This window comes from Myxococcus sp. AM011 (assembly GCF_013372595.1).
GTDB classification, from domain to species: domain Bacteria; phylum Myxococcota; class Myxococcia; order Myxococcales; family Myxococcaceae; genus Myxococcus; species Myxococcus eversor.
Genome location: NZ_JABXEM010000150.1, coordinates 1 through 18,755 on the forward strand (window position 1 = coordinate 1; position 18,755 = coordinate 18,755).

The window sequence follows — 18,755 nt, forward strand, 5'->3', positions numbered from 1 at the left end:
CTCCTGCTCCAGGTGGGCCTGGGGTGGGGGCCGTTCGAGGCGGGCCTGGTCACGATTGGCACGGGGCTGGGGGCCATGTCCTGCAAGCCCGTGGCGCCCTGGGTCATCAGGCGGCTGGGCTTCCGGACGACGCTGGTGGGCTCCAACCTGGCGGCGGCGGTGCTGACGGCGCTGCCGGCGCTCTTCCGCAACTCCACGCCCATTCCGCTCATCGTCGCCACGCTGATGATCAGCGGCTTCGTGCGCTCGCTGCAGTTCACCGCCATCAACGCCGTGGCCTATGCGGACATCCCCCGGGAAAAGATGAGCCAGGCCTCCACGGTGGCGGTGGTGACGCAGCAGATGGCGCTGAGCGTGGGCATCAGCCTGGGCGCGCTCATGCTGCACCTGGCGCGAGGCAGTGGGGATGCGCCGCTGACCCCGGACCGCTTCCTGTTGCCGTTCCTCGCCGTGGGCGTGGTGTCTTCGTTGGCGGGGCCGCTGTTCAGCCGGTTGCCGGAGGACGCGGGTTCGCGCATCGGTGGACGCGCGGCGCGTTGAAACGCAGCTGCCCGGGCTGGAGGGACCCCGGGCAGCGAACGCCCCGACTCACGTCTGTTACAGGCCGTCGGGGTAGCAGAAGCCGTAGGTGCGGTCGAAGCCGCCACCGGCGCGGCCGTAGCTCATGTAGCCCAGCTCCTCGCCCGGGCCGCAGTTGCTGCGAGCGCGCTCGTAGGCGTAGCAGGTGCCCTTGCCCGTGCGGGACAGGTCCAGGCACGCGCCGCGCGCGCCCTCGGTGCCGCAGAACTCGGCGTAGCCCACGCTGCACTGTTCGCCAATCTGGGCGGAGTCGAAGTCGAAGCCGAGCGGCTGGAGCACGGACTGCTCGATGCACAGGCCGTAGACGCCGCAGAGGGTGCCCGAGGGGCAGCCCGGGTTGGCCGCCATGAAGTCACACGTCTTCAGGCACTGGGCATCGTCGGAGAGCAGGTCCGTGCAGGTGAAGCCCTGCTCGCAGTCCGTCGAGGCGAGCTCGTACTCGCTCGCCGCGGGGGTGGTGGTGCACGCCTGGCCCTGCGTCTTGGTGCCCAGCGCGCGCTCCAGTGTGCCGTCGCTGGCGGCGTAGTTGTCGGGCACGCAGGTGGTGTCCGGCAGGTTCGCCGTCAGCGAGCCCTCGCGCGGATCACAGCCTCCGGGGCGCACGGTGTTCCACGTCGCGAAGCGGATCCACTTGCACTCGCCGCCCGGAACCACGGCGCTGCCCCAGTAGGGCGCGTTGAGCGGCGGGGCGTCCACGGACTCGCGGAGCGTCACGTTCGCCAGCGCTCCAATCGTCTGGTCCGGAGACACCTTCAGCGCCAGGAGCATCGTCCCGGAGTCGGCGACGAGGTACTTCTCCGTCGGCGCACCGGAGTCCTGGTAGGCCATCACGCAGCGATCACACGTGAAGGTGTTGCCTCCACCCACGGACAAGTCATACAGCCCGGGCGCAGTGTTCACGTCCAGCCGGAGGTACGCCAGGTTCTCGGCGGTGGGGGCGGCCGGGTTGTGGAACGTGCCCCGGTACGTCGGCTGCTGCGAGTACATCACCGGCGTCAGCTCCATGCCGTTGCTCAGGTCTCCCAGCGTGATTTCGGTACAGCCTGGGGGCGGCGTCAGGGATTTGGCCTGCTCCTCGATGGAGCCCACCTCCTCCTGATTCGCCGCGGGCTCCTTCGGGGTGGTGGGCCCACAGCCCACCAGTCCCGCGAGCACCACCACACCCCAACGCAAACCCTTCACAGAAGCATCGCCGAGACGGGACGCCATGTTCTCTCCAATGGTTGTCAGTCAGGCACTCACGCGTGCCGCCAGCCGGGAACTCCCGGGGGCCTGGGAGATACTTGCAAATGTGAAACTGGTGCAACTCAATTTCGACCGGTGTCGGAAGGGCGCGAGATGACCTTCAAACGGCAAGTAAGTCCGCCCGTTCGAGGATTGAACGGAGCGTGTCTGGTGAGGTCGCATCAATTCTTTCGAGCCCCAAGGTGCACCATGCGCACGGGAAATTCACAGGGACATGGATGCCCGGACGGGCGTGACGCCACGGGTCGAAGGGGGAGGGCGCATTCCCACACCAAGGTCCGAGAGGGAATGTGCTCTCATTCAGGCTCCCCTTGTGGAAGGAGTGACACCATGAAGACCACCCTGAGTGGTTTCGCCGTGCTGGCCGCGGGCTTCCTGATGGCGTGTGGCGCTGAGCCCCAGTTGCCCTCGGACGAGTCCGCGCCTCCGGTCGTCTCCGAAGGCGCGCCCACGGAGGGCACCGCTGGCGACGTGTCCGCCCAGGCCTGTGTGCAGCTCTACCGTCCCCGGTACAGCTCCTATTACAACTCGCTCCCCTACAGCGAGGAGGGGTGGGTGGCCTCCTGCTATACGGACGACAACTGCGTCACGGAGTGTTTTGGCCCGGGAGGGGATGGGCCGTACGCCTCGCACTCTGATTTCTTCTACTGCACCTACTGCCCCTGACGGGCAGCGGGGCCGAGCGCTTTCAGGGCACTCGGCCCCACCGTCGTCAGTTCTCGTCGCAATCCAATCACACACAAGTGCTGCGATGGTCCGTGAGGCCTGGAGTTCCCCGTAAGGGGAGCCCGTGTCCCATGTCTACTTCGACGCCGGCGTAAGCAGGCTGTTGACCGTGTTGACCACCGCGGCACCCTGCGCGACGAAGGGCACGGGCAGGGCCGCGACGAACGCCGAGGAGGCGTCGATGGCGGCGCGGGTCTTCTGCGCCGGCGTGGATGCCGGGTTGCTGAAGACGCCGTGCGCGTTGGAGGCGGAGGCCACCGCGCTGGCGATGTTCAGCCCGGGCACGAACCGGCCCAGCGTCTTGCCGACGAACGTGCTGGGCATCGACGTGGGAACCACGCCGCCCGCCAGCTTCGCCACCGCGCGGCCACCGCTCTCGAAGGTGTCCGCCACGCTGACGATATTGCCCGCCGTGCCAGACAGGCTGCCGACCTTCTCCAGCACCTGCTGCGGCGACTTCACCGGCGCGGGCGCCGTGTTCTTGTTGCCCACGCTCTTGGCGGCATTGGCCTCGAGCGCGACCGCGTTCATCGTCCGGTCCAACGACTCCATGACAACAGCGCCCGTCTTCGGTCCGTTGATTCGGCCCATGGTGTCTCTCCGTGAATGCAATTGCTGCGTACAAAGGGTTTATCGGAGGTGAGATGGAGGAGTTTCGCCCACCTTTCCGCCGATACGACGGTTGACCGATGCGCTCGAATCCGTGTGGGGACCTCGGCGATCGGCACGAGGCTCCGAGGATTCACCTTGTGGTAACGGGTGGTGGGATGAACTCACTGCCTCATCCCAGCGCGCTGCTCGTCACTGCGTTCAATGGACTGGTCGTCGCCTATGACCGCGCGAGCGGCGGCACCGCGTGGACCTTCTCCGTCCCTGGCAAGTCAGTCCCAGGTGTTCGGCCGCGCCCGACACACGTGGAGGTGCATGATGGGCGGGTGTTCGTGTTCGCGGCCGGCTCCGATGGCGTATTGAAGAAGCGCGTCTTCGTCGATGTCCACGCGCTCGACCATGAGAGCGGGCGCCCGCTTTGGACTCAGCGCGTGGCGGCGGCCCATGCGCCGGACTTCACGAGCGCGGTGGTACTGGTCGATGCGGGACAGGTCATCGTCTCCTACCATGAGGTCCTCGTGGCGTTCGCGGCGGATACCGGCGAGCCCCAATGGACGCGAAGCAGCGAACATGGAGACGGGGGCGTCTACTCGCTCCAACTGCAGCTGGGTGTCCATGGCGGGCGGGGACGGCCGTTGACATGATAGAAGCCATCCGCCAAATCGCCTCGCGACCTCCCGCGCAGCGCGCACAGAACTGAGCCTTTTCGGAATGATCCTCCGCACTGTCACAGATGAAGACCTCCCGATCTTCTTCGAACACCAGCGCGACCCGGAAGCGCTGCGCATGGCCGCGTTTTCATCGCGGGAGCGCGATGCGTTCATGACCCACTGGCGCACCAACGTTCTCCGCCCTGGAAATCTCTCCCGCGCCATCGTCGTGGGCGGCGTGGTCGTCGGGAACATCGGCAGTTGGGAGCAGGATGGCAAACGCCTCGTCGGCTATTGGATCGGTCGCGAGCACTGGGGCAAAGGACTCGCCACCCGGGCCCTCTCTGAGTTTCTTGGGGTCGAGCCCGCACGGCCGCTTCACGCGTGGGTCGCGCTCCACAACGTCGCGTCGATCCGCGTCCTCGAGAAGTGTGGCTTCCAGACCGTCGTCGACGAGACCCAGGATCATCCGGATGGAGTCGCCGAAGTCCTCCTGAGACTTGGTTCGACGTAGTGAGTGTGGCTGCGCATGGGCTGCTCTGATTTCTTGGATTCAAATATTGATACATCCTCAATCAATCGTAATTGACCCGGTGTTTCAAGCCTGATCCGAGTCATTGGAGAGGGTGATTCAATGACTGTGGTGTGGATGTCTATTGGATTGGGGAAGCATCTCCGACCCTGCGGGCTCCATCGGCCTGGCGCAGTCTGCTGTTCATTCCCCAGTTCGCTTTCGCGCGCGCCGCCTCGGTGCCAGCGGACTGTTTCATCATCGACCTGCAGGATGCCGTGCCGCTGGCCGCCAAGGCCGCCGCTCGGGCCGGTCTCATGGAAGCCTTGAAGAGCGGAGTCTTCTCGGGCCGGCCCGTCGTCCCCGAACGAGGGAATGGCCATCGTGGATGGACAGCTCATCGGCCCGCCTCACCTGAAGGCGGCGCACCGGTTGCTCGCGCTCGCGACGCCTCCGTCCACGGATGCGAGCCAGGTCGTCGTCGGCCGTCACGTCTCGCACGCGCTCGACAGCTCCACCCGCGTGGACGACCGGCTCCCCAATCCCTACGAAATGACGGCGACGTCGGGGATGCGCGACCTCTGGGGCCAGTGCTTCTACTCACACGACCGCATCGTGACGAGTTCCCCCTTCGCGGCCCGGCTCGGACTCACCTCTGCCAATACGATGCCCGTGCCGTTCATGATGGGCCTCTACCTCGCCGTCCGCATGTCGGCCACCCACGGCGCCATCTACCATCTCGGGTTCCGCAACGCGCGCCAGCTCGCGCCGCTGCGCGTGGGTGACACCTACCGGCAGGACATCCAGGTCCGCGAGGTCCGCAACACGGGCGATGGGAAACGCGCGGTGGTGACGACCCATCGTCAGCTCATCCGCGTGGGCGATGGCGTGCCGGTCTTCACCGTCGACAAGCGGGAGCTCTATCGCCGCCAGCCCGAGTCCTTCTCCGCCTCCCCGGCGGCCCACCAGCGCGACCTGGAGGAACAGGAGAAGGCCCAGGCCTTCCGAGCGGAGCTCCTCCGGCGGGTGAGTGATGTGCCACCGGGAGCGGGAACCGAGCGTCCCTGCCTGGAGGGAGAGCTGTTCCTTCACGGCTTCGCGCGCCCCATGGGCGTCACCGCCAATCTCGCGCTGTCGACCCAGTTCCTGGTGACGCACCCCATCCACCTGGACCACCACCGGTACGACCTGGGCCAGGCGAATGGCATCGTCGTGAGTGGGGGCCTCGTGGTGGCCATGACGCTGGCAGCCGCCGCCAGGGACTTGCATGAAGTCGTCTGGGAGGAGCTGCTCGCGGCGGACAACCTCCGTCCCGTGTCGCCCACCCAGACGGTGGGCGCGCTGTCCTACGTGCTCTCGCGCCCCCCTGTTGAAGGCCTGGATGGCGTCGAGGAGCTCGTCGTGAAGACGCTCGGAGTCCTCGACCTGACGCCTTCCGCGGAGCTCGCGGAGGTGCCGCTACCGCGAGCCCTCTTCACGCTCGAAAGCGAGCGCCCCTCCGCCTATGACGAACTCTGCCGGCGGCATGGGCTGCATGCGCTCGAGGGGCGCGTGGTGTGCGTGGCGACGCGGCGAATCCTGCGGCTCCGAGCCTGACCTGCGAGGAGACGCGTGGAGAGCAGGAGACGAGGGCGGGCCGCGTGAGCTTCGCTCGTAGGCGGAGACTCATGGCGGCTCAGCCCTCGTCGTCGGTTCCTTACTTCTCCTCTTTGATGAGCTGCTTCGTGAGCTTGAGGTCCCACTTCAGATAGCTCGTGAAGTCCTTGAACCGCTCCTCTTCCCTGGCCAGGTCGAACAGGACGAAGTCCATCTCTCCCGTCCGGCGAGTCTTCGACGGGTCCAGGACGAGGTAGTTGCGGATGGTCTTCCCAATCATCACGGGCAAGGCGCCTGCCTTGAATGGGTCGCTGTCTCCATCTTCCTCGAAATGTCCCCCGAGGCTCGCGACACGCTTCTTCACCCAGGGCTTCGACTGGTCCTCGACGGAGAGGATGGCTCCGTCGCCGTCGAAATCGGCCCATCCATCATGGAGCTCGAGGAACGCGCGGTAGCTCGGAGGGAGCGGCTTGCCGAGCCTCTTCTCCAGTGCGGCGAGTTGCCTGGCGCTCGCCGGGTCTCCGACGTGTTGCTCCTCCTCGTCTTCCACGAGCAGGCTGTATTCACGCTTTGCCGCGATGAGGTTCTCCACCAGCTTTCGGACGTCGTCCTTGCTCACGGAAAGTGCCTTTCGGATCCAGTTCCGCTCGGTGGCATAGGCAGTGTGGTTGTCCAGAGTCCACATCTTCCGGAGCAGCGCGCGCGTCCAGCTTCGACCTCTACGTCTCCCGCCGCACCTCGAGGATGATGCCTTCCAGCTCCGGCGTCCCCAGGGAGATGAGCTGCTCCAGTTCGCCCCGGACGATGAAGTTCGCCTGGGCGCGGCTGAAGAGCGTCTCGCCCACGGGCTCCATGGCGCGCTGGATGTCCAGGAGGCTCGCCACGGGCTGAAGCAAGCGCATCCTCACGCCCGACTCCTCGGGATACGTGTCCTCATCCTCCAGGTTCCCCATGTCCGCGGAGGCGGCCAGGGCCGCGGCCAGCGCGCGCGAGAGCAGCGGCGCGGCGTTGCCCGGAGCCTTCACCCAGGCGCGGATGGAGAGCGACAGCTCGCACCGACGTCGCTCCAGGAACCCCTCGGCGCGGTCTCCGCGCAGGAAGGCGACCACGGCCTCGTTGGCCACTGCTGGAGCGCGATAGAGACGCAGTGTGCTCGCATCGACCGCGTAGTCATCTCCCCGGCGCAGCGGGTGCCCAGGAGGTGACTCCACCTCGACCACCTGTCCGCGCGCATTCGCGGGGAGCGTGAAGTCCTTCGTCGTCCCGTTGCCAGCCCAGCGGTGGACCTGTGCGAAGTAGGACGGCTGCCGCTGCGCCGCCAGGTCATCGCCTTCGGGCACCGCCAGCTTCAGTCGAGAGGCATAGACCTCGACGAGCGCCTCCGCGTCGGCGGCGGGCCCTCGGGACGGTCCCGTTGAGACCTCCACCGTCTCGGGGACGGCGGGGCGCAGGGCATCGTGGAAGTAGGACTCGATGGCGAGCAGCATGGGGTAGGGGTCTCGCTATCTCGGGAAGAGCGCATAGGTGTCCCGCCGGGGGATGACCACCTGGAGCCCGGAGAGGGTGATGTCGCCGGCCACGCGCGACTGGACCAGGACCTCCAGCGGCGGTGGGCTTCCCGTGCTGCCTCCAGGCGGCGTGAGGGAGGCCAGGGCCTTGGCATCCAGCGCGACGGTGCCGTCACTGCCCGCTGTCACCTCCAGCACCTTCGTGCCCCAGCGCAGTTGCAGGCGAGGCGGCGGCGGAGGCACGGTGGTGAGGGGACGCAGGTGCGGACGCGCGCAGCCCCAGAGCGGCTCCGCGTCCTCTTCGGCTCCTGGGAGGCCATTCTCCCGAGGCAGCCAGGGCCCCATCGCCTCGGTGCGATGCAGCGCGGTGCCGGGCGTCAGCGTGCCCGGCGCGGGCGCGGTCTCCGCATGGTCCGTGAGGCTCCAGAGCACATCCCCTTCGTCCACCGTGAGGACGACCCACCACGGGCCCGTCCCGAGCGCGAGCGGCTTGCCAGGCGTGAAGGTGACCCAGCGCGAGGCCCACGGCGCGGCACCCTCCAGCTCCAGCAACAGGGGAAGGGAGGCGCCAGCGAGGGGCGCGTCATGGGGGCGGTCATGCACGTCGGCATGGAAGGAGAGGGTGCCCACCACGCGCCGGGTCAGCGGCCGCAAGTGAAGGTCCAGGGCCGCGAGCGGGCCCGTGGGGCGCGTCGCGCGGAAGGCCTGCGCGGCGGAGTACCCGGAGCCGCAGTGGTGCGACAGCGGCGGCAGCGAAGGCGGGCGCGGCGCGAGGGGAAGGTCCTCGTCGCGCAGTTGATGCCGGACGTGGAAGCGCACCTCGGAGAGCGCGCGGTCCCTGGGCACGGTGACGTGCGCGGACACCAGGCTGTCCGTGTCCACCGCCAGCGCCTGGCTCTCCGCGCCGTCGCTCCAGCGCTGGATGACCTCCAGCGTGTCCAGGACGAGCTGGACGCGGTCGAACATGCCCAGCCCCGACGAGCGCAGCGCCACCGCCACCGCGCCGGACTTGAGCTCCACCGGCCACGCGCGCTGGAGCGCGTCGCTCAACGCATCTTCCAGCACCAGCTCCTGCCGGGGCAGCATGGGCAGCGCATGGTGGAAGAACAACGCGCCCGCGCCCACGCCCACCGTCGCGGTGAGGTCGGGAGGCCGCGCGGGCGCGCGCAGGGCGATGCTCGCCACCTGGGTCGCCGCCAGCGTCTTCGGCGTGCCCACCGGAGGCGGCGCGCTGCTCGCCTCCACGAACTCCACCAGCAAGCGGCTGGCGAGGATGCCGGGCAGCGGCGCCACGGCGTTCACCGACACCGTGTCGGACGGTGTCGGGGGATACCAGGCGCCACCCTCCGCGACGCTCAAGCGCCCCTTCTTCTCCGTCTGCGTGGGCGTCGCCGGCAGCCGCACGTCCACCGAGGACAGGGGACGCCGCGCCCCCCAGTCCAGGCTGAGCCAGGTGATGGACTGCCCGGGGTCCAGGACCGTCTGTCCGCTACTGGTGGCCAGCGTGGCGGTGGGCGCCAGGTTCACCGTCACGTCATCCGCCGGCGCGCGGACGGCGAGTGCCGCGCGCACCAGCGCCACGCCCGCCGGCACGTCCAGGGCGACGACGAGGCCGGCGGTGTCCACCGGAACCTGTGCGGCCGTGGGAGGCGTGGCCGTCCCGGTATAGGTCAGCGTGGCACCGACGCGCGTATCACTCATGGGGAAGTCCTGACGTCGTGCGAGGAATCAGCGAGCCGCTTCCTTGAGGTCCGTCACCGTGGCGGCGGCGCCCTCGTTCTTCGCGGGCAGCAGCTCCTGGAGCACCTGCATGGCGCCCTCGATTCGAAGCATCGTCTGCACCAGGTGCGAGCGCTTCGCCTCCAGCTCCGCCATCATCTTCTGTCCGGCTTCGTGCTCGGCCCGGAGGTCCGCGAGGCGCTTCTCAATCGCATCCATCATGACTTCAGCTCCTGGTTCTGGAGACGCTGCTCGAGCGCCGCCAACCGTTCGTCGTACTGCTGCTTGAGTTCCTTGAGGGCCGCGATGGCGAGCACGCTGAAGGCCTGGTGGGCCAGGCCCTTGATGACCTTGCCGCCCGCGGACTCCAGCTTCAGCTCGCTGACCAGCTCGGGGAACACGGCCTCCACCTCCTGCGCCACCAGGCCCAGGTTGAGGTCCCCGGTGTTCTTCCAGTTGAAGCTCACCGGCCGCAGCGCCAGCACGCGCGGGAGCACGTCCTGGAGCGACGTGATGTTGTCCTTCAGCGACGCGTCGGACGGGCCGCGCCAGATGCCGTCCTGCTGCATCCACTGGCCAAGGCCGTTGCTGTGGAACAGGTGGAAGTTGCCCTGGCCCTCATAGCAGATGTCCATGAAGCGGCCGGAGCCGTTCTCCTGGATGCGCAGGCCCGAGTTGGAGGCCTGCTGAAGGATGTGCAACGGCGTGGACGGGCGGGGCGTCCCGACGCCGATGAAGCCATTGACCATCGTCATCCGGTCCGCGCCGGATTGATTGAAGATGATGGAGTCGCCCGGCTCGTTCGTGCAGGCGATGACCAGCCGGCCGTTCTCCTCCTCACCCGGCAGCGGGTTGGGCACGCGGTAGTAGCGGATGAAGGCCGCGTCTCCCGTGCCGCCCCACGCGTCCTCGGGGAACTGGATGCCATTGCCGTTGGCGTTGCCGATGGAGGGCATGATGGCGCCGCTGACGCGCAGGCTGCCGCCCTGGACGTCCAGGCGGACCCCCGGCGTCGCGGTCGTGGTGCCGATGCCGACGCTGCCGTCCGCGCCCATCCACATCGTCTGGGTGCCGTTCACGATGAAGGAGAACGCGTTGCCCACGCGGGCGCCCACGTCCCAGAACAGGCCCGTGGCGACGCCGCCGCTCAGGCCGTAGCGGATGGACGCGCGGTTCTCCGTCTTGTGCCAGACGACGTGGGGGTTGTTGACCATCAGGCCCGAGCCACCGCCGGCGCCGATGGTCACATGCGGCCCTCCGGCGCCCCAGTCATTCGTCGTGTTCACCACGAAGCGGTCGAACCCGGCGGCGGCCCCGGAGAGGCGGATATCCAGCGCGCCCTGCGGGTCCGTCGTGTTGAGGCCCACGCTGCCGCCGGCCTTGATGTGGATGCGCGGCGTGCCCAGACCCGAGCCCGTGTCCACGTCGCCTCCGTCCTCGGTGATCTGCAGGCCGGTGGAGGCGGCGCCCTGCTCACCGCGGAGCTGCCAGCTCTTGGCGCGGCTCCTCAGCACCAGCCCCGCGCCCTCCGTGCCGCCGGTGGTCCGGATGACGGCGCCAATGCCCCAGCCCGCGGCATCGCCACTGTTCCTCAACTCCAGCGCCGCGTTGTTGCCACCTCCCGGCGCCACGACGAGCAGTCGCTTGGTCCCCGCCGCCGCTCCGATGCCCACGTTGGCCGTCACCGACAGCGCGCCCGTGAGGTTGCCACCCGCGAGGGCCAGCTTCTGGGTGTCCAGGGCGGTCAGCTTGCTGGCCAGGTCCACGCCAGCCACTGACAGGGAGACGGCCGCGTCCACCCGGCTCACCTTCAGCCAGGCGGTGGCGGAGATGCTGTCGCCATCCAGTTGCCGGCCGTCGTCGGAGCCCTTGTGGGTGTGCGCGCGAATCTCGTCGCGCGTCTTGATCTGCATGTTGTTCCAGGTGTCCGCCAGGATGGGGTCACCGGACTTCGCGGGGTAGAAGGGATCACTCATGACTGGAACCTCGAGGTATCGAAGCGGGTCGCGGAGAAGACGCCGTCCCAGGCGAGCTTCTCCTGGGGTTCGGGGAACTGTTCGTGCAACTCGATGGTGGAACCGAACGAGGTGAGCGCGTCCTTCGGCTCCAGCTTCTCGGCCAGGGACATGTCGACCTCCATCCGGAGGGTGCCCTCGCTCGCGACGAGCGTCTCGGGCGGCAGGGGGAGCGTGAACTCGATGCGCGTGCGCACTCCGGCGCAGCGGCCGTACTCCAGCGCCGCGGAGAGCTCCTTCACCAGTCCGGGCAGCCCGGGCACCACCTGGTCCTCGTTGGGCACCTGAAGGTGCGGCGGGACATGGTCGATGGGGATGCGCAGCGTGCAGGTCGCGGGCGTTATCTCCGTCCAGTCGAGGCGCAGGTCCGAGCGCGGCGTGTTTCGTTGCGGAAGGGCCTGGGCCACGGCGGCCGCGCGCTCCTCGGCGGACCAGCTGGTCAGATAGGAGGCGACCTGGTTCTGGTCCAGCGTGTCGTAGCGCCAGTGGTTCTCGCCCAGCACCAGGTCCGGGACGCGCTGGTTGTTCTCGAACACGGAGAAGCGGGCGTCGCGGGTGTCGAAGCGCGTCAAGACGCCCGGGTCCTCCAGGCTGGAGAAGCGGGTGGGGTGGGCCCGGATGACGGGATTCGCCACGGGGCTTCCGTCGATGAAAGCCGGTCGCTCATGCCGCAGGAGCAGCGTGGAGCCGAGGGGAACCTTGCCCAGGAAGATGAGATCGAGCCCCGCCTGCTCGTGGCGGAGGATGGGCACGGCGATCTCCCGCTCCGTCGCCTTGAGGGAGATGGCCGGCGATGCGACCTTCAGCCCTCCGTTGGTGGCGAGCACCCGCTGGCCGCCGCTCACGTTGCGGAAGCTCGCGCTCGAGGGCGTCGACGGGTTGTCCTCCAGCTCGACGCGGATGGTCCGCCAGGTGCCGTCCATGCGCGGCACGGAGAAGAGGCCGACCGCCAGGTCTTTCTCCCAGAAGATCTCCGGAGGCTGCCGCGCCATGTAGACCAGCGACACGAGCCTCAGCAGTGCGGGCGCGGAGGCCATGCCGGTGCGGTGCAGCTCCACCACCGTGGCGACCCGCTGACGGAGATAGTCGGAGGACTCTCCCGGTCGAGGCGCCAGGCCGTAGAGCGCGGCGAGCCGCGCCAGCTCCGAGCCCTCCTTGTCCTCCAGTGAGTCCTCGACGGGGAAGCCCCGCGCGAGCGCATGCCAGCGCGAACGCATCAGCCGCGTCAGGCCTCCCTCCATCTGCTCCAGCTCACGGGCGAGCGTGGAGAAGAAGAGGTTGATCTTCGTTCCCGACTGGAGAACGGGTGGGAGGTAGCCCACCATGCGACGGCTGCGTTGGTCCGCGCTCATCCGACACCCACCAGCTCTGCCCCGCCGAACATCAGCTGGACGCCGGCCCGCACCACGATCTGCGTCACCTGCGCGGGCAAGGTGTTGACGGGCGTCTGCGCCACGACCAGGGACACGGTGAGGCCGGTGTCCAGGGTGACGTCGCAGCCCAGCAGCGCCTCGATGCGCGCCTGGGTCTTCAGGCTCTGCTGCAAGGAGTCGAAGGTGAGCTTCGCCTCGCGGCCCAGCTGTGCGTCCTCGGAGAGCCGCGCCGCATACACCTCCAGCGCGCCTCGCAGGGCCTCGCGCACCTGCTCCGGCGTGCGAGCCTCGCCATTGGACAGCGAGACGACCAGGCTCAGCCGCCACGTCGGCGCGCGCAGGCGGGTGATGCGCGGCGGCTTCAGGTCCAGGTCGATGCGCGCGGCCTCCAGGGGCTCCATCTTCCAGTCGCGGTTGGCGCCGTACTCGCGGCCCCCTGGCTCGAGCACGAGGACCTTCTGGAGGGAGGTCTCGGAGTCCGTGCCCCAGACAAACGTGGCCGCCAGCAGCTCGCTCACCCGGCGCACCGCGGGGTTGCCGAAGAGGAGGGCCTCCAGCTTGCGACGGCTCACCGATGCGCCCACGGCCAGCTCCCGCATGTAGAGCGCGAGCGTCTGCTGGAGCTCGCGGCGGAGCCGGTCGAACGTCGCCTCGTCCATCTCCGGATTGGTGGGCTCCACCTGGAAGTCCAACTGGAAGAAGATGGTCTTCGCGTACTGGATGCGGACGTGGATGCCGGCGGCCTTCGTCTCCTGGATGGCGGCCTTGACGCGGAGCACGCCCTCGACGTCCGACTCGAAGTCGGTGTCGCCGACGAGGACATCGACCACGCCCGGAGGCGCGTCCGCGGGCTCCCTCACCGTGACCTGCTGCACGCCCTGCTGGCGCACGGCGGCGGCGATGGACTCCAGCGTGCCCTTCTCGCCGTCCCGCAGCGCCGTGCGCGCGCGCGCGCGGAGGTTCTCGTCCGTCTCATCGTCCGAGCCGCGCCGCAGGGGCGCCGGGTTGGTGACGGCCTCGATTCCCAGGATGGGCCTGGGCATCAGCGTCAGCCGGAAGGGATTGATGACGGGAGGCGACTCGACCGCGGCGCCCGAGTCGTCCTGGATCTCCTGCACGGGGATGAGGACCCGCGTGTCGCCCTTGCTCAGGGTGGCGTCCTCGAGCGTCTCGAAGAGGGGCAGGGGCTTGCCGTCCGCCGCGAGGCCCGTCAACTGCCGCCCCGCGGGGATGCCGATGTCCTCTGGCGCGGGCGCGGCGCGGCTGAGCTCCACCTCTCCGGTAAGGCGTCCAGCGCGTGCGCGCTTCAGGCCCAGCACGGCGACGACGTTGTCCAGCGCGGCGCCTTCCGCCGTGTCGAGGTAGCCGGAGCGGTGGGCCAGCTCCATCATGGCGTAGAAGGTCGCCATCTCCCGTGCATAGGCTTCGGCCAGGGTTCGCGCCATGCCACCGGCGTTGGGGTCCGTTCCCGGCCCCATGTTCTCCAGCAGCCGTTCGACGATGGCGCTGAAGGTGGTTGTCTCGGGAGGGATGAGGCTCAAAAGGAGATCTCCCACGTCATCTTCATGACCATGTTGGAGCCGCGATTGACCTCCTCGAAGCGGACCCGGTTGAAGAGGATCTTGGTGTTCTCCCCCAGGGTGACCTGGATGCCGGCCTCGGTGAGCGGCTGCACCGTGGCATCGGTGAGGGCGGGCAGGGTGGCGGTCACGAGGGCGCGCACCAGGCTGGGGTTGTCGCCCTGGTCGATGACCTCCACCTTGGGCGCCGGGTCCACGGCCTCGGCCGCCGGGCCCTTCAGCGCGATGTCATCCGTGGACGGCGCCGCGGTGCCCGTGCCCACGACGATGGACCAGTTGACGGGCAGTCCATTGACCCGGCCCATCAGCAGCTCGGCCACCAACCGCTTGCCCGCGGTGGTGATGAGGTTGGGGACCCGACGGCGCTCCATCAGCGAGCCATCCAGGTTGAGCAGCTCGAGGGTCAGCACTCCGTTCATGCCCTGCTTTTCCTTGCCGTTCATCACGCTCTCCCGAAGTCGTGTCCGTACCCGTTGCCCACGCCGCCGCGCTCAACCCAGGTCGAGCGCCAGTCCCAGCTCCACCGCTTCACCGGTGATGGCCTTGATGCGGGCCCGCACATCCACCGCGCCCGGCACATCCGGCCGGGCCGTGACGCTCAACTGCGTCACCTCGTCCACGCGAGGGTCTTCCTTGATGGCCTGCCGCACGTACCGGCGCAGCAGCTCCAGATTGGCGCGGTCCATCGGCTCGCCGATGAGGTCCGCCACGCGGCTGCCGTAGCGCTGGTGCCCCAACTGCTCCAGGTGTCCCCGGTAGACGATGAGCCGCATCGTCAGGGCCTGGATGAGGTTGTCCTTGCCGCTCACCGTCGTCGCGCCGGTGTCGGTGGACCAGTCCAGGTCCACGCCGCCCGATTCGTTGAACTTCAGGCGCAGGTCCGTCTTGAGCTCGTCCGCCATCAGAGCAACCTCCCCGGGCCCGCCGTCGCCCCGGGCGAGCTGGGAATGCCCGGGGACACCTTGAGGCGCGTCATCATCTGCGTGAGCGCGTTGGACAACGTCTCTGCCATGGCGCCCGCGAGGTCCGGCGCGTTCTCGCCCCGGATGCCGCCGGCCATGAGGAAGCCCAATGCAATCGGCTGGAGCATCGGCTTCGCGGGCGCGGCGCCCATGAGGCTGCCGGGCGACGACGTCACGAAGCCGGCGATGGCGATTCCCGGCGCCACCATCACCTGCACGGTGAAGAGGATGAGGGCCTGCTCCACTGTCTGCGCGATCGCCTTCGCCAGCGCGTCCCGCTGCTCGCCGTTGATCTTGTTCGACGCGAGCAGGCCCTTGGCGATGGGCTCTATCTGCGACGCCCCGGGGCCACCGGCGGGCGGAGGCAGCATCATTCCGGGCCCGGCGGTGCTGCCCGCGCCCGGCGGCGGCGGCGCTGCGGCGGGGATACCCGGCGTCACCATGGCCATGGAGGCGAAGAGCGTGAAGGCCTGACCGCAGGCGTCACCGAGCGCGGTGGCCAGGTCCGGGGCGTTCTCTCCCCGGAGGCTCGCGGACTGCATCGCGCTCTTCGCCAGGGCGCCTATTTCGCTTCCGCTCGGTGCAGGCATGGTTACTTGGCCTTCACGTCCTTGGAGCCCTTGAGCGGAGCGCCGGTGAAGTAGCACTTGTGGCTCATCTCGGTGATGACGCCACTGCCTCCCTTGCCCAGGTCGATCTTCCCGGACGCGTCCACCGTGCAGTCCGTGCACTTGAGCTGCACGTTGCCTTCCACCTCCAGCGTCAGGTCCGTCTTGCCCTTGATGGTGATGACGTCGTCCTGCTTCACCGTCACCACCGTCTCACCGGCGGTGATGACCACCGACTGCTCCTGGTCGATGGCGATGGACGTCTTGCCATTCGGAGGCGAGACGACGCGCCACTCGTCCGCCTCGTGGATGGGCGGGTTGAGCTTGTCCGAGTAGAGGCGTCCGGTGATGACCGGGCGGTTGGGGTCACCGTTCAGGTAGGTGATGACGACGAGGTCCCCGGCGTGCGGCGCGCTCACCATGCCGATGTGCGGCGTGGCGATGGGGACGCGGCGCAGCTCCAGGCCGCTCTCGCGCAGCTTCACGTGGCACTCGTGGTTGTTCGCGTCGCCGTCCGCGTGAGGGAATGCGCTCGTCACCACGCCCAGGTCGCCCAGGCGCAGCGAGGCCAGCTCGTCCCGGATGATGGAACGGATGATGGTGACCAGGTCGCTCACGTCGTGCCTCCCGCGAGCAGCGGCATCGTCCCAGCACCCAGCGACGGCGTGGCCGGCGGCGCGGCGAGCAGCGCCTCACCGAGCGCCTTGAGCGTCGCCTTGACGGCGACGACGGACTCGCGAAGGGACGCGAGGGACTGCTTGGGCAGGTAGCCTTGGAGGATGACGACGGCGCCGGCGCGCAGCTTCTCGAGGACCAGGTGCGCCGCGTGGGCCGCGCCAGCGAGCGGGGCGAGCGCCTCCATGCCCATGTCGCGCATCTCCGCCTCGGACTTGTCGCCGATGGCCTTCAGGCCCTCCAGCGCGGGGTCCAGTTGCTCCAGCAGGTCGGGGATGGCCGCGACCTGCTCCAGCTTGGCGATCCACCCGATGATGAGCTCCAGCGCGCTGCCCAGCGCGTCGACGCCCACCTTCACGGGGGCGCCGATGCCGAACCTGCGCACCAGGCTGACGATGGCGTTCACCGTGTCCGTCTTGAGCAGGTTGTCCACGGCGATGACGAGTCGGGTGATGCTGTCGACGATGTCGGCGGTCGTGCTCACGGGAGGTTCTCCAAATCCTTGAAGGGCCCGAGCGGATCGAAACTGCCGATGGCCGAGCCCAGGGCGCCGGCTTCCTTGCCCACGGCCTGGAGCTTCGCGAGGAAGTCCCCGGCGCCGGCGATGCCCTTGACGATGTCGAGCGCGGCGCCCAGGTCCAGGCCCGTCATCTGCTCCAGGATGTTGATGCCCTCGGTGGCGAGCTTCTCGATGAACTCGCCCAGGCTGCCGGCCTGACTGAGCGACTGCACGAAGCCGATGATGGCGCCGGGGTTCACCTTGCCGAGCGCTCCCATCAGGCTCCCGAAGCTCTTCCCCGACAGCGAGCCCTTGGTGCCGTTGACCACCGAGCCCAGCTCGTCTGGTGAAAGGTGGCTGAGCAGGTCCGGATTCTCACCGACGGCGTCCATCAGCGACTCGGGGTTCTGGAGCACTCCCGCGGCGTCCGTGGAGCCCTTGGCCCAGGACTGCGCGTCGCCCGCCACGGCGTTGTCCACCGCGCCGACGCCCGCGTCCTGGGTGGCGGGGGGCTCGACGTACTCCTTGACGCGCAGGAAGAAGCTGAAGCGGTTCTGGTGGCCGGCGAGCTGACGGACCTGGAAGTCCGCGATGAGCACGTCGGTGAGGTCCGCGCCGGCGATGGCGTCCGAGGCGAACGACATCGGCGTCGCTTTCATCTGCGCCTGTCGCAGTTCCTCCAATGCGGCCTGCGGGTCGTCGCCGAGCAGCAGGCCTTCCATGACGACGGTGACGGGCTCGCGGCCCAGGTCCTGGAAGACGCTGCCGGATTGACCGGGCACGCGCTGCTGCACGAGGTTGCGCGCGTCCTCGGTGTAGATCTGCGTGAGCCCGATGAGCTCGATTTTTCCGATACGGACGGGCATGTCAGAGTTCCATCCGGGTGGTGAAGCCCGTGAGGGCATTCAGGGTGTGACGCACCGAGCGGACGCGGAGCACCTTCCCGGCCAGCAGGGCCTCCACGGGGTGGCCCTCCGGGATGTCGTCCACCTTCACGAGGTCGCCCGGCTTCACGGCCGGCGCCCCCAGCACTTCGATGAAGCCATGCAGCGGACGCGCGGCCAGCGCGCCCACGCGGGCCTTGGCTTGCGCGGACGCATCCGCTCCAGCGCGGACCGAGCCGTCCTTCACTTCGCGCGAGCTCTTGCCCGTGGAGCCCGCCTGCACCTTGCCGGTGGTGCCCAGCGCGGCCTTGCCATGGATGGAGGCCAGGTCGTCCACCAGCCAGTGCGCCTTCTTCTCTCCCTGGGAGCTGGCCGCGCCTTCGCCCCAGACCTCGAAGCCGTCGATGGCGGCGAGCGGCTTCGCCACCTGCGTGCGCAGCACCTGCGAGTCGTAGACGAAGGTGTGGTCCGCGCCGCCCTGCTTGGGCGCCGTGAAGTGCACCTTGCCCTGGCCATCCGTGAAGACGTCGAAGCCGCTCTGCTCCGCGAGCCGGAGGATGTGCCGCAGGGCGCGCGGGCCGCGATGGAGTACGTAGCTTGGGAAGCTGGGGCCGTCGTCGATGGTGCCCGGCGTGCCGCCCGCCTTGTTCACCAGCTCGCGGACGATGGAGCCCGCGGACATCTGCTCATAGGCGCCCGACACGTCCAGCCGCGCGAGCTTCGCCAGGGCGTCGCCGCCGATGACGAGGGACGTATCCGTCGAGCCTCGGGCTTCCAGCACCAGGCCGGTGAAGACGGTGACGGCGCCGTTGCCGCCATCCATTTCGATGGTCGTCTTGTCGCCCGGCGTGGGGAGGCCCGCGTCGGAGGGCACCAACTCGACGGTGCACCGGCCGCCCGCGCCGTCCATGGTCAGCTCGCTGGTGATGGAGCGGATGAAGGCCTGCCCCTGGCGGGCCTTGTTGGAGGCTCGGAGCGAGCCGATGGTCACGGAGTATCCGATGCCGGCCATGGGC

General features: G+C 68.7%; 21 protein-coding genes. 5 read left to right on the forward strand and 16 right to left on the reverse strand.

Annotated elements, in window-relative coordinates:
• Positions 1-540, forward strand: a 540-nt coding sequence (locus HUW62_RS27825) for an MFS transporter (protein ID WP_176436112.1), incomplete at its 5' end; no start/stop codon positions are given.
• A 57-nt stretch (positions 541-597) separates the two neighbouring features.
• On the opposite strand, the gene HUW62_RS27830 is transcribed toward HUW62_RS27825, so the two are convergent.
• Entirely contained in the window at positions 598-1,788 is a 1,191-nt protein-coding gene (locus tag HUW62_RS27830) for a hypothetical protein (protein ID WP_163867024.1), read from the reverse strand.
• A 366-nt stretch (positions 1,789-2,154) separates the two neighbouring features.
• On the opposite strand from HUW62_RS27830, the gene HUW62_RS27835 reads away from it, so the two are divergent.
• The gene (locus HUW62_RS27835; RefSeq protein WP_163867025.1) at positions 2,155-2,490 is read left to right on the forward strand and encodes a hypothetical protein; all 336 of its coding nucleotides are present in this window, start codon (positions 2,155-2,157) and stop codon (positions 2,488-2,490) included.
• Positions 2,491-2,625: 135 nt separating this feature from the next.
• Here the strand turns inward: HUW62_RS27835 and HUW62_RS27840 are convergent, their stop codons facing one another.
• On the reverse strand, positions 2,626-3,141 hold the full coding sequence (locus tag HUW62_RS27840; protein ID WP_176436113.1) for a hypothetical protein: 516 nt from the start codon (positions 3,139-3,141) through the stop codon (positions 2,626-2,628).
• Between the two features lie 176 nt (positions 3,142-3,317).
• On the opposite strand from HUW62_RS27840, the gene HUW62_RS27845 reads away from it, so the two are divergent.
• The 3 genes from HUW62_RS27845 (at position 3,318) to HUW62_RS27860 (ending at position 5,916) form a co-directional block, all read left to right on the forward strand.
• Positions 3,318-3,803, forward strand: coding sequence for a PQQ-binding-like beta-propeller repeat protein (locus HUW62_RS27845; RefSeq protein WP_176436114.1), 486 nt, complete (start codon positions 3,318-3,320; stop codon positions 3,801-3,803).
• A gap of 67 nt (positions 3,804-3,870) precedes the next feature.
• On the forward strand, positions 3,871-4,323 hold the full coding sequence (locus HUW62_RS27850) for a GNAT family N-acetyltransferase (protein ID WP_163867028.1): 453 nt from the start codon (positions 3,871-3,873) through the stop codon (positions 4,321-4,323).
• A 372-nt stretch (positions 4,324-4,695) separates the two neighbouring features.
• Positions 4,696-5,916 (forward strand): hypothetical protein, encoded by a 1,221-nt coding sequence (locus HUW62_RS27860; protein ID WP_255203681.1) that lies wholly within the window; start codon positions 4,696-4,698, stop codon positions 5,914-5,916.
• Between the two features lie 100 nt (positions 5,917-6,016).
• On the opposite strand, the gene HUW62_RS27865 is transcribed toward HUW62_RS27860, so the two are convergent.
• The 14 genes from HUW62_RS27865 to HUW62_RS27930 all read right to left on the reverse strand — a co-directional run bounded on the left by HUW62_RS27865 (position 6,017) and on the right by HUW62_RS27930 (position 18,751).
• Positions 6,017-6,535, reverse strand: a complete 519-nt coding sequence (locus HUW62_RS27865) for an SMI1/KNR4 family protein (RefSeq protein WP_176436117.1) — start codon at positions 6,533-6,535, stop codon at positions 6,017-6,019.
• Positions 6,536-6,635: 100 nt separating this feature from the next.
• Positions 6,636-7,403: a hypothetical protein gene (locus HUW62_RS27870; RefSeq protein ID WP_176436118.1), complete on the reverse strand. Its 768-nt coding sequence runs from the start codon at positions 7,401-7,403 to the stop codon at positions 6,636-6,638.
• A gap of 15 nt (positions 7,404-7,418) precedes the next feature.
• On the reverse strand, positions 7,419-9,125 hold the full coding sequence (locus HUW62_RS27875) for a hypothetical protein (RefSeq protein ID WP_176436119.1): 1,707 nt from the start codon (positions 9,123-9,125) through the stop codon (positions 7,419-7,421).
• 27 nt (positions 9,126-9,152) lie between these two features.
• Positions 9,153-9,365, reverse strand: coding sequence for a hypothetical protein (locus tag HUW62_RS27880; protein ID WP_176436120.1), 213 nt, complete (start codon positions 9,363-9,365; stop codon positions 9,153-9,155).
• Positions 9,362-11,119: a tail fiber domain-containing protein gene (locus HUW62_RS27885; RefSeq protein ID WP_176436121.1), complete on the reverse strand. Its 1,758-nt coding sequence runs from the start codon at positions 11,117-11,119 to the stop codon at positions 9,362-9,364. The genes HUW62_RS27880 and HUW62_RS27885 overlap by 4 nt, the downstream gene beginning before the upstream one ends.
• Positions 11,116-12,510, reverse strand: a complete 1,395-nt coding sequence (locus HUW62_RS27890) for a hypothetical protein (protein ID WP_163867035.1) — start codon at positions 12,508-12,510, stop codon at positions 11,116-11,118. The genes HUW62_RS27885 and HUW62_RS27890 overlap by 4 nt, the downstream gene beginning before the upstream one ends.
• Positions 12,507-14,087 carry a baseplate J/gp47 family protein gene (locus HUW62_RS27895; protein ID WP_368670492.1) on the reverse strand — a complete coding sequence of 527 codons (1,581 nt, stop codon included), beginning with the start codon at positions 14,085-14,087 and terminating at the stop codon, positions 12,507-12,509. Before HUW62_RS27895 ends, HUW62_RS27890 begins: the two co-directional genes overlap by 4 nt.
• Positions 14,069-14,554, reverse strand: coding sequence for a hypothetical protein (locus HUW62_RS27900; RefSeq protein ID WP_163867036.1), 486 nt, complete (start codon positions 14,552-14,554; stop codon positions 14,069-14,071). Before HUW62_RS27900 ends, HUW62_RS27895 begins: the two co-directional genes overlap by 19 nt.
• Positions 14,555-14,602: 48 nt before the next feature.
• Positions 14,603-15,013, reverse strand: coding sequence for a GPW/gp25 family protein (locus HUW62_RS27905; RefSeq protein WP_176436122.1), 411 nt, complete (start codon positions 15,011-15,013; stop codon positions 14,603-14,605).
• Complete coding sequence (locus HUW62_RS27910; RefSeq protein ID WP_141640594.1) at positions 15,013-15,663, reverse strand: hypothetical protein; 651 nt, start codon at positions 15,661-15,663, stop codon at positions 15,013-15,015. Before HUW62_RS27910 ends, HUW62_RS27905 begins: the two co-directional genes overlap by 1 nt.
• A gap of 2 nt (positions 15,664-15,665) precedes the next feature.
• The gene (locus tag HUW62_RS27915; RefSeq protein ID WP_163867038.1) at positions 15,666-16,298 is read right to left on the reverse strand and encodes a phage baseplate assembly protein V; all 633 of its coding nucleotides are present in this window, start codon (positions 16,296-16,298) and stop codon (positions 15,666-15,668) included.
• Positions 16,295-16,840, reverse strand: coding sequence for a hypothetical protein (locus HUW62_RS27920; protein WP_176436123.1), 546 nt, complete (start codon positions 16,838-16,840; stop codon positions 16,295-16,297). Before HUW62_RS27920 ends, HUW62_RS27915 begins: the two co-directional genes overlap by 4 nt.
• Positions 16,837-17,721: a hypothetical protein gene (locus HUW62_RS27925; RefSeq protein ID WP_163867040.1), complete on the reverse strand. Its 885-nt coding sequence runs from the start codon at positions 17,719-17,721 to the stop codon at positions 16,837-16,839. The genes HUW62_RS27920 and HUW62_RS27925 overlap by 4 nt, the downstream gene beginning before the upstream one ends.
• A 1-nt stretch (position 17,722) precedes the next feature.
• Complete coding sequence (locus HUW62_RS27930; protein WP_176436124.1) at positions 17,723-18,751, reverse strand: hypothetical protein; 1,029 nt, start codon at positions 18,749-18,751, stop codon at positions 17,723-17,725.
• Positions 18,752-18,755: the final 4 nt, after the last annotated feature.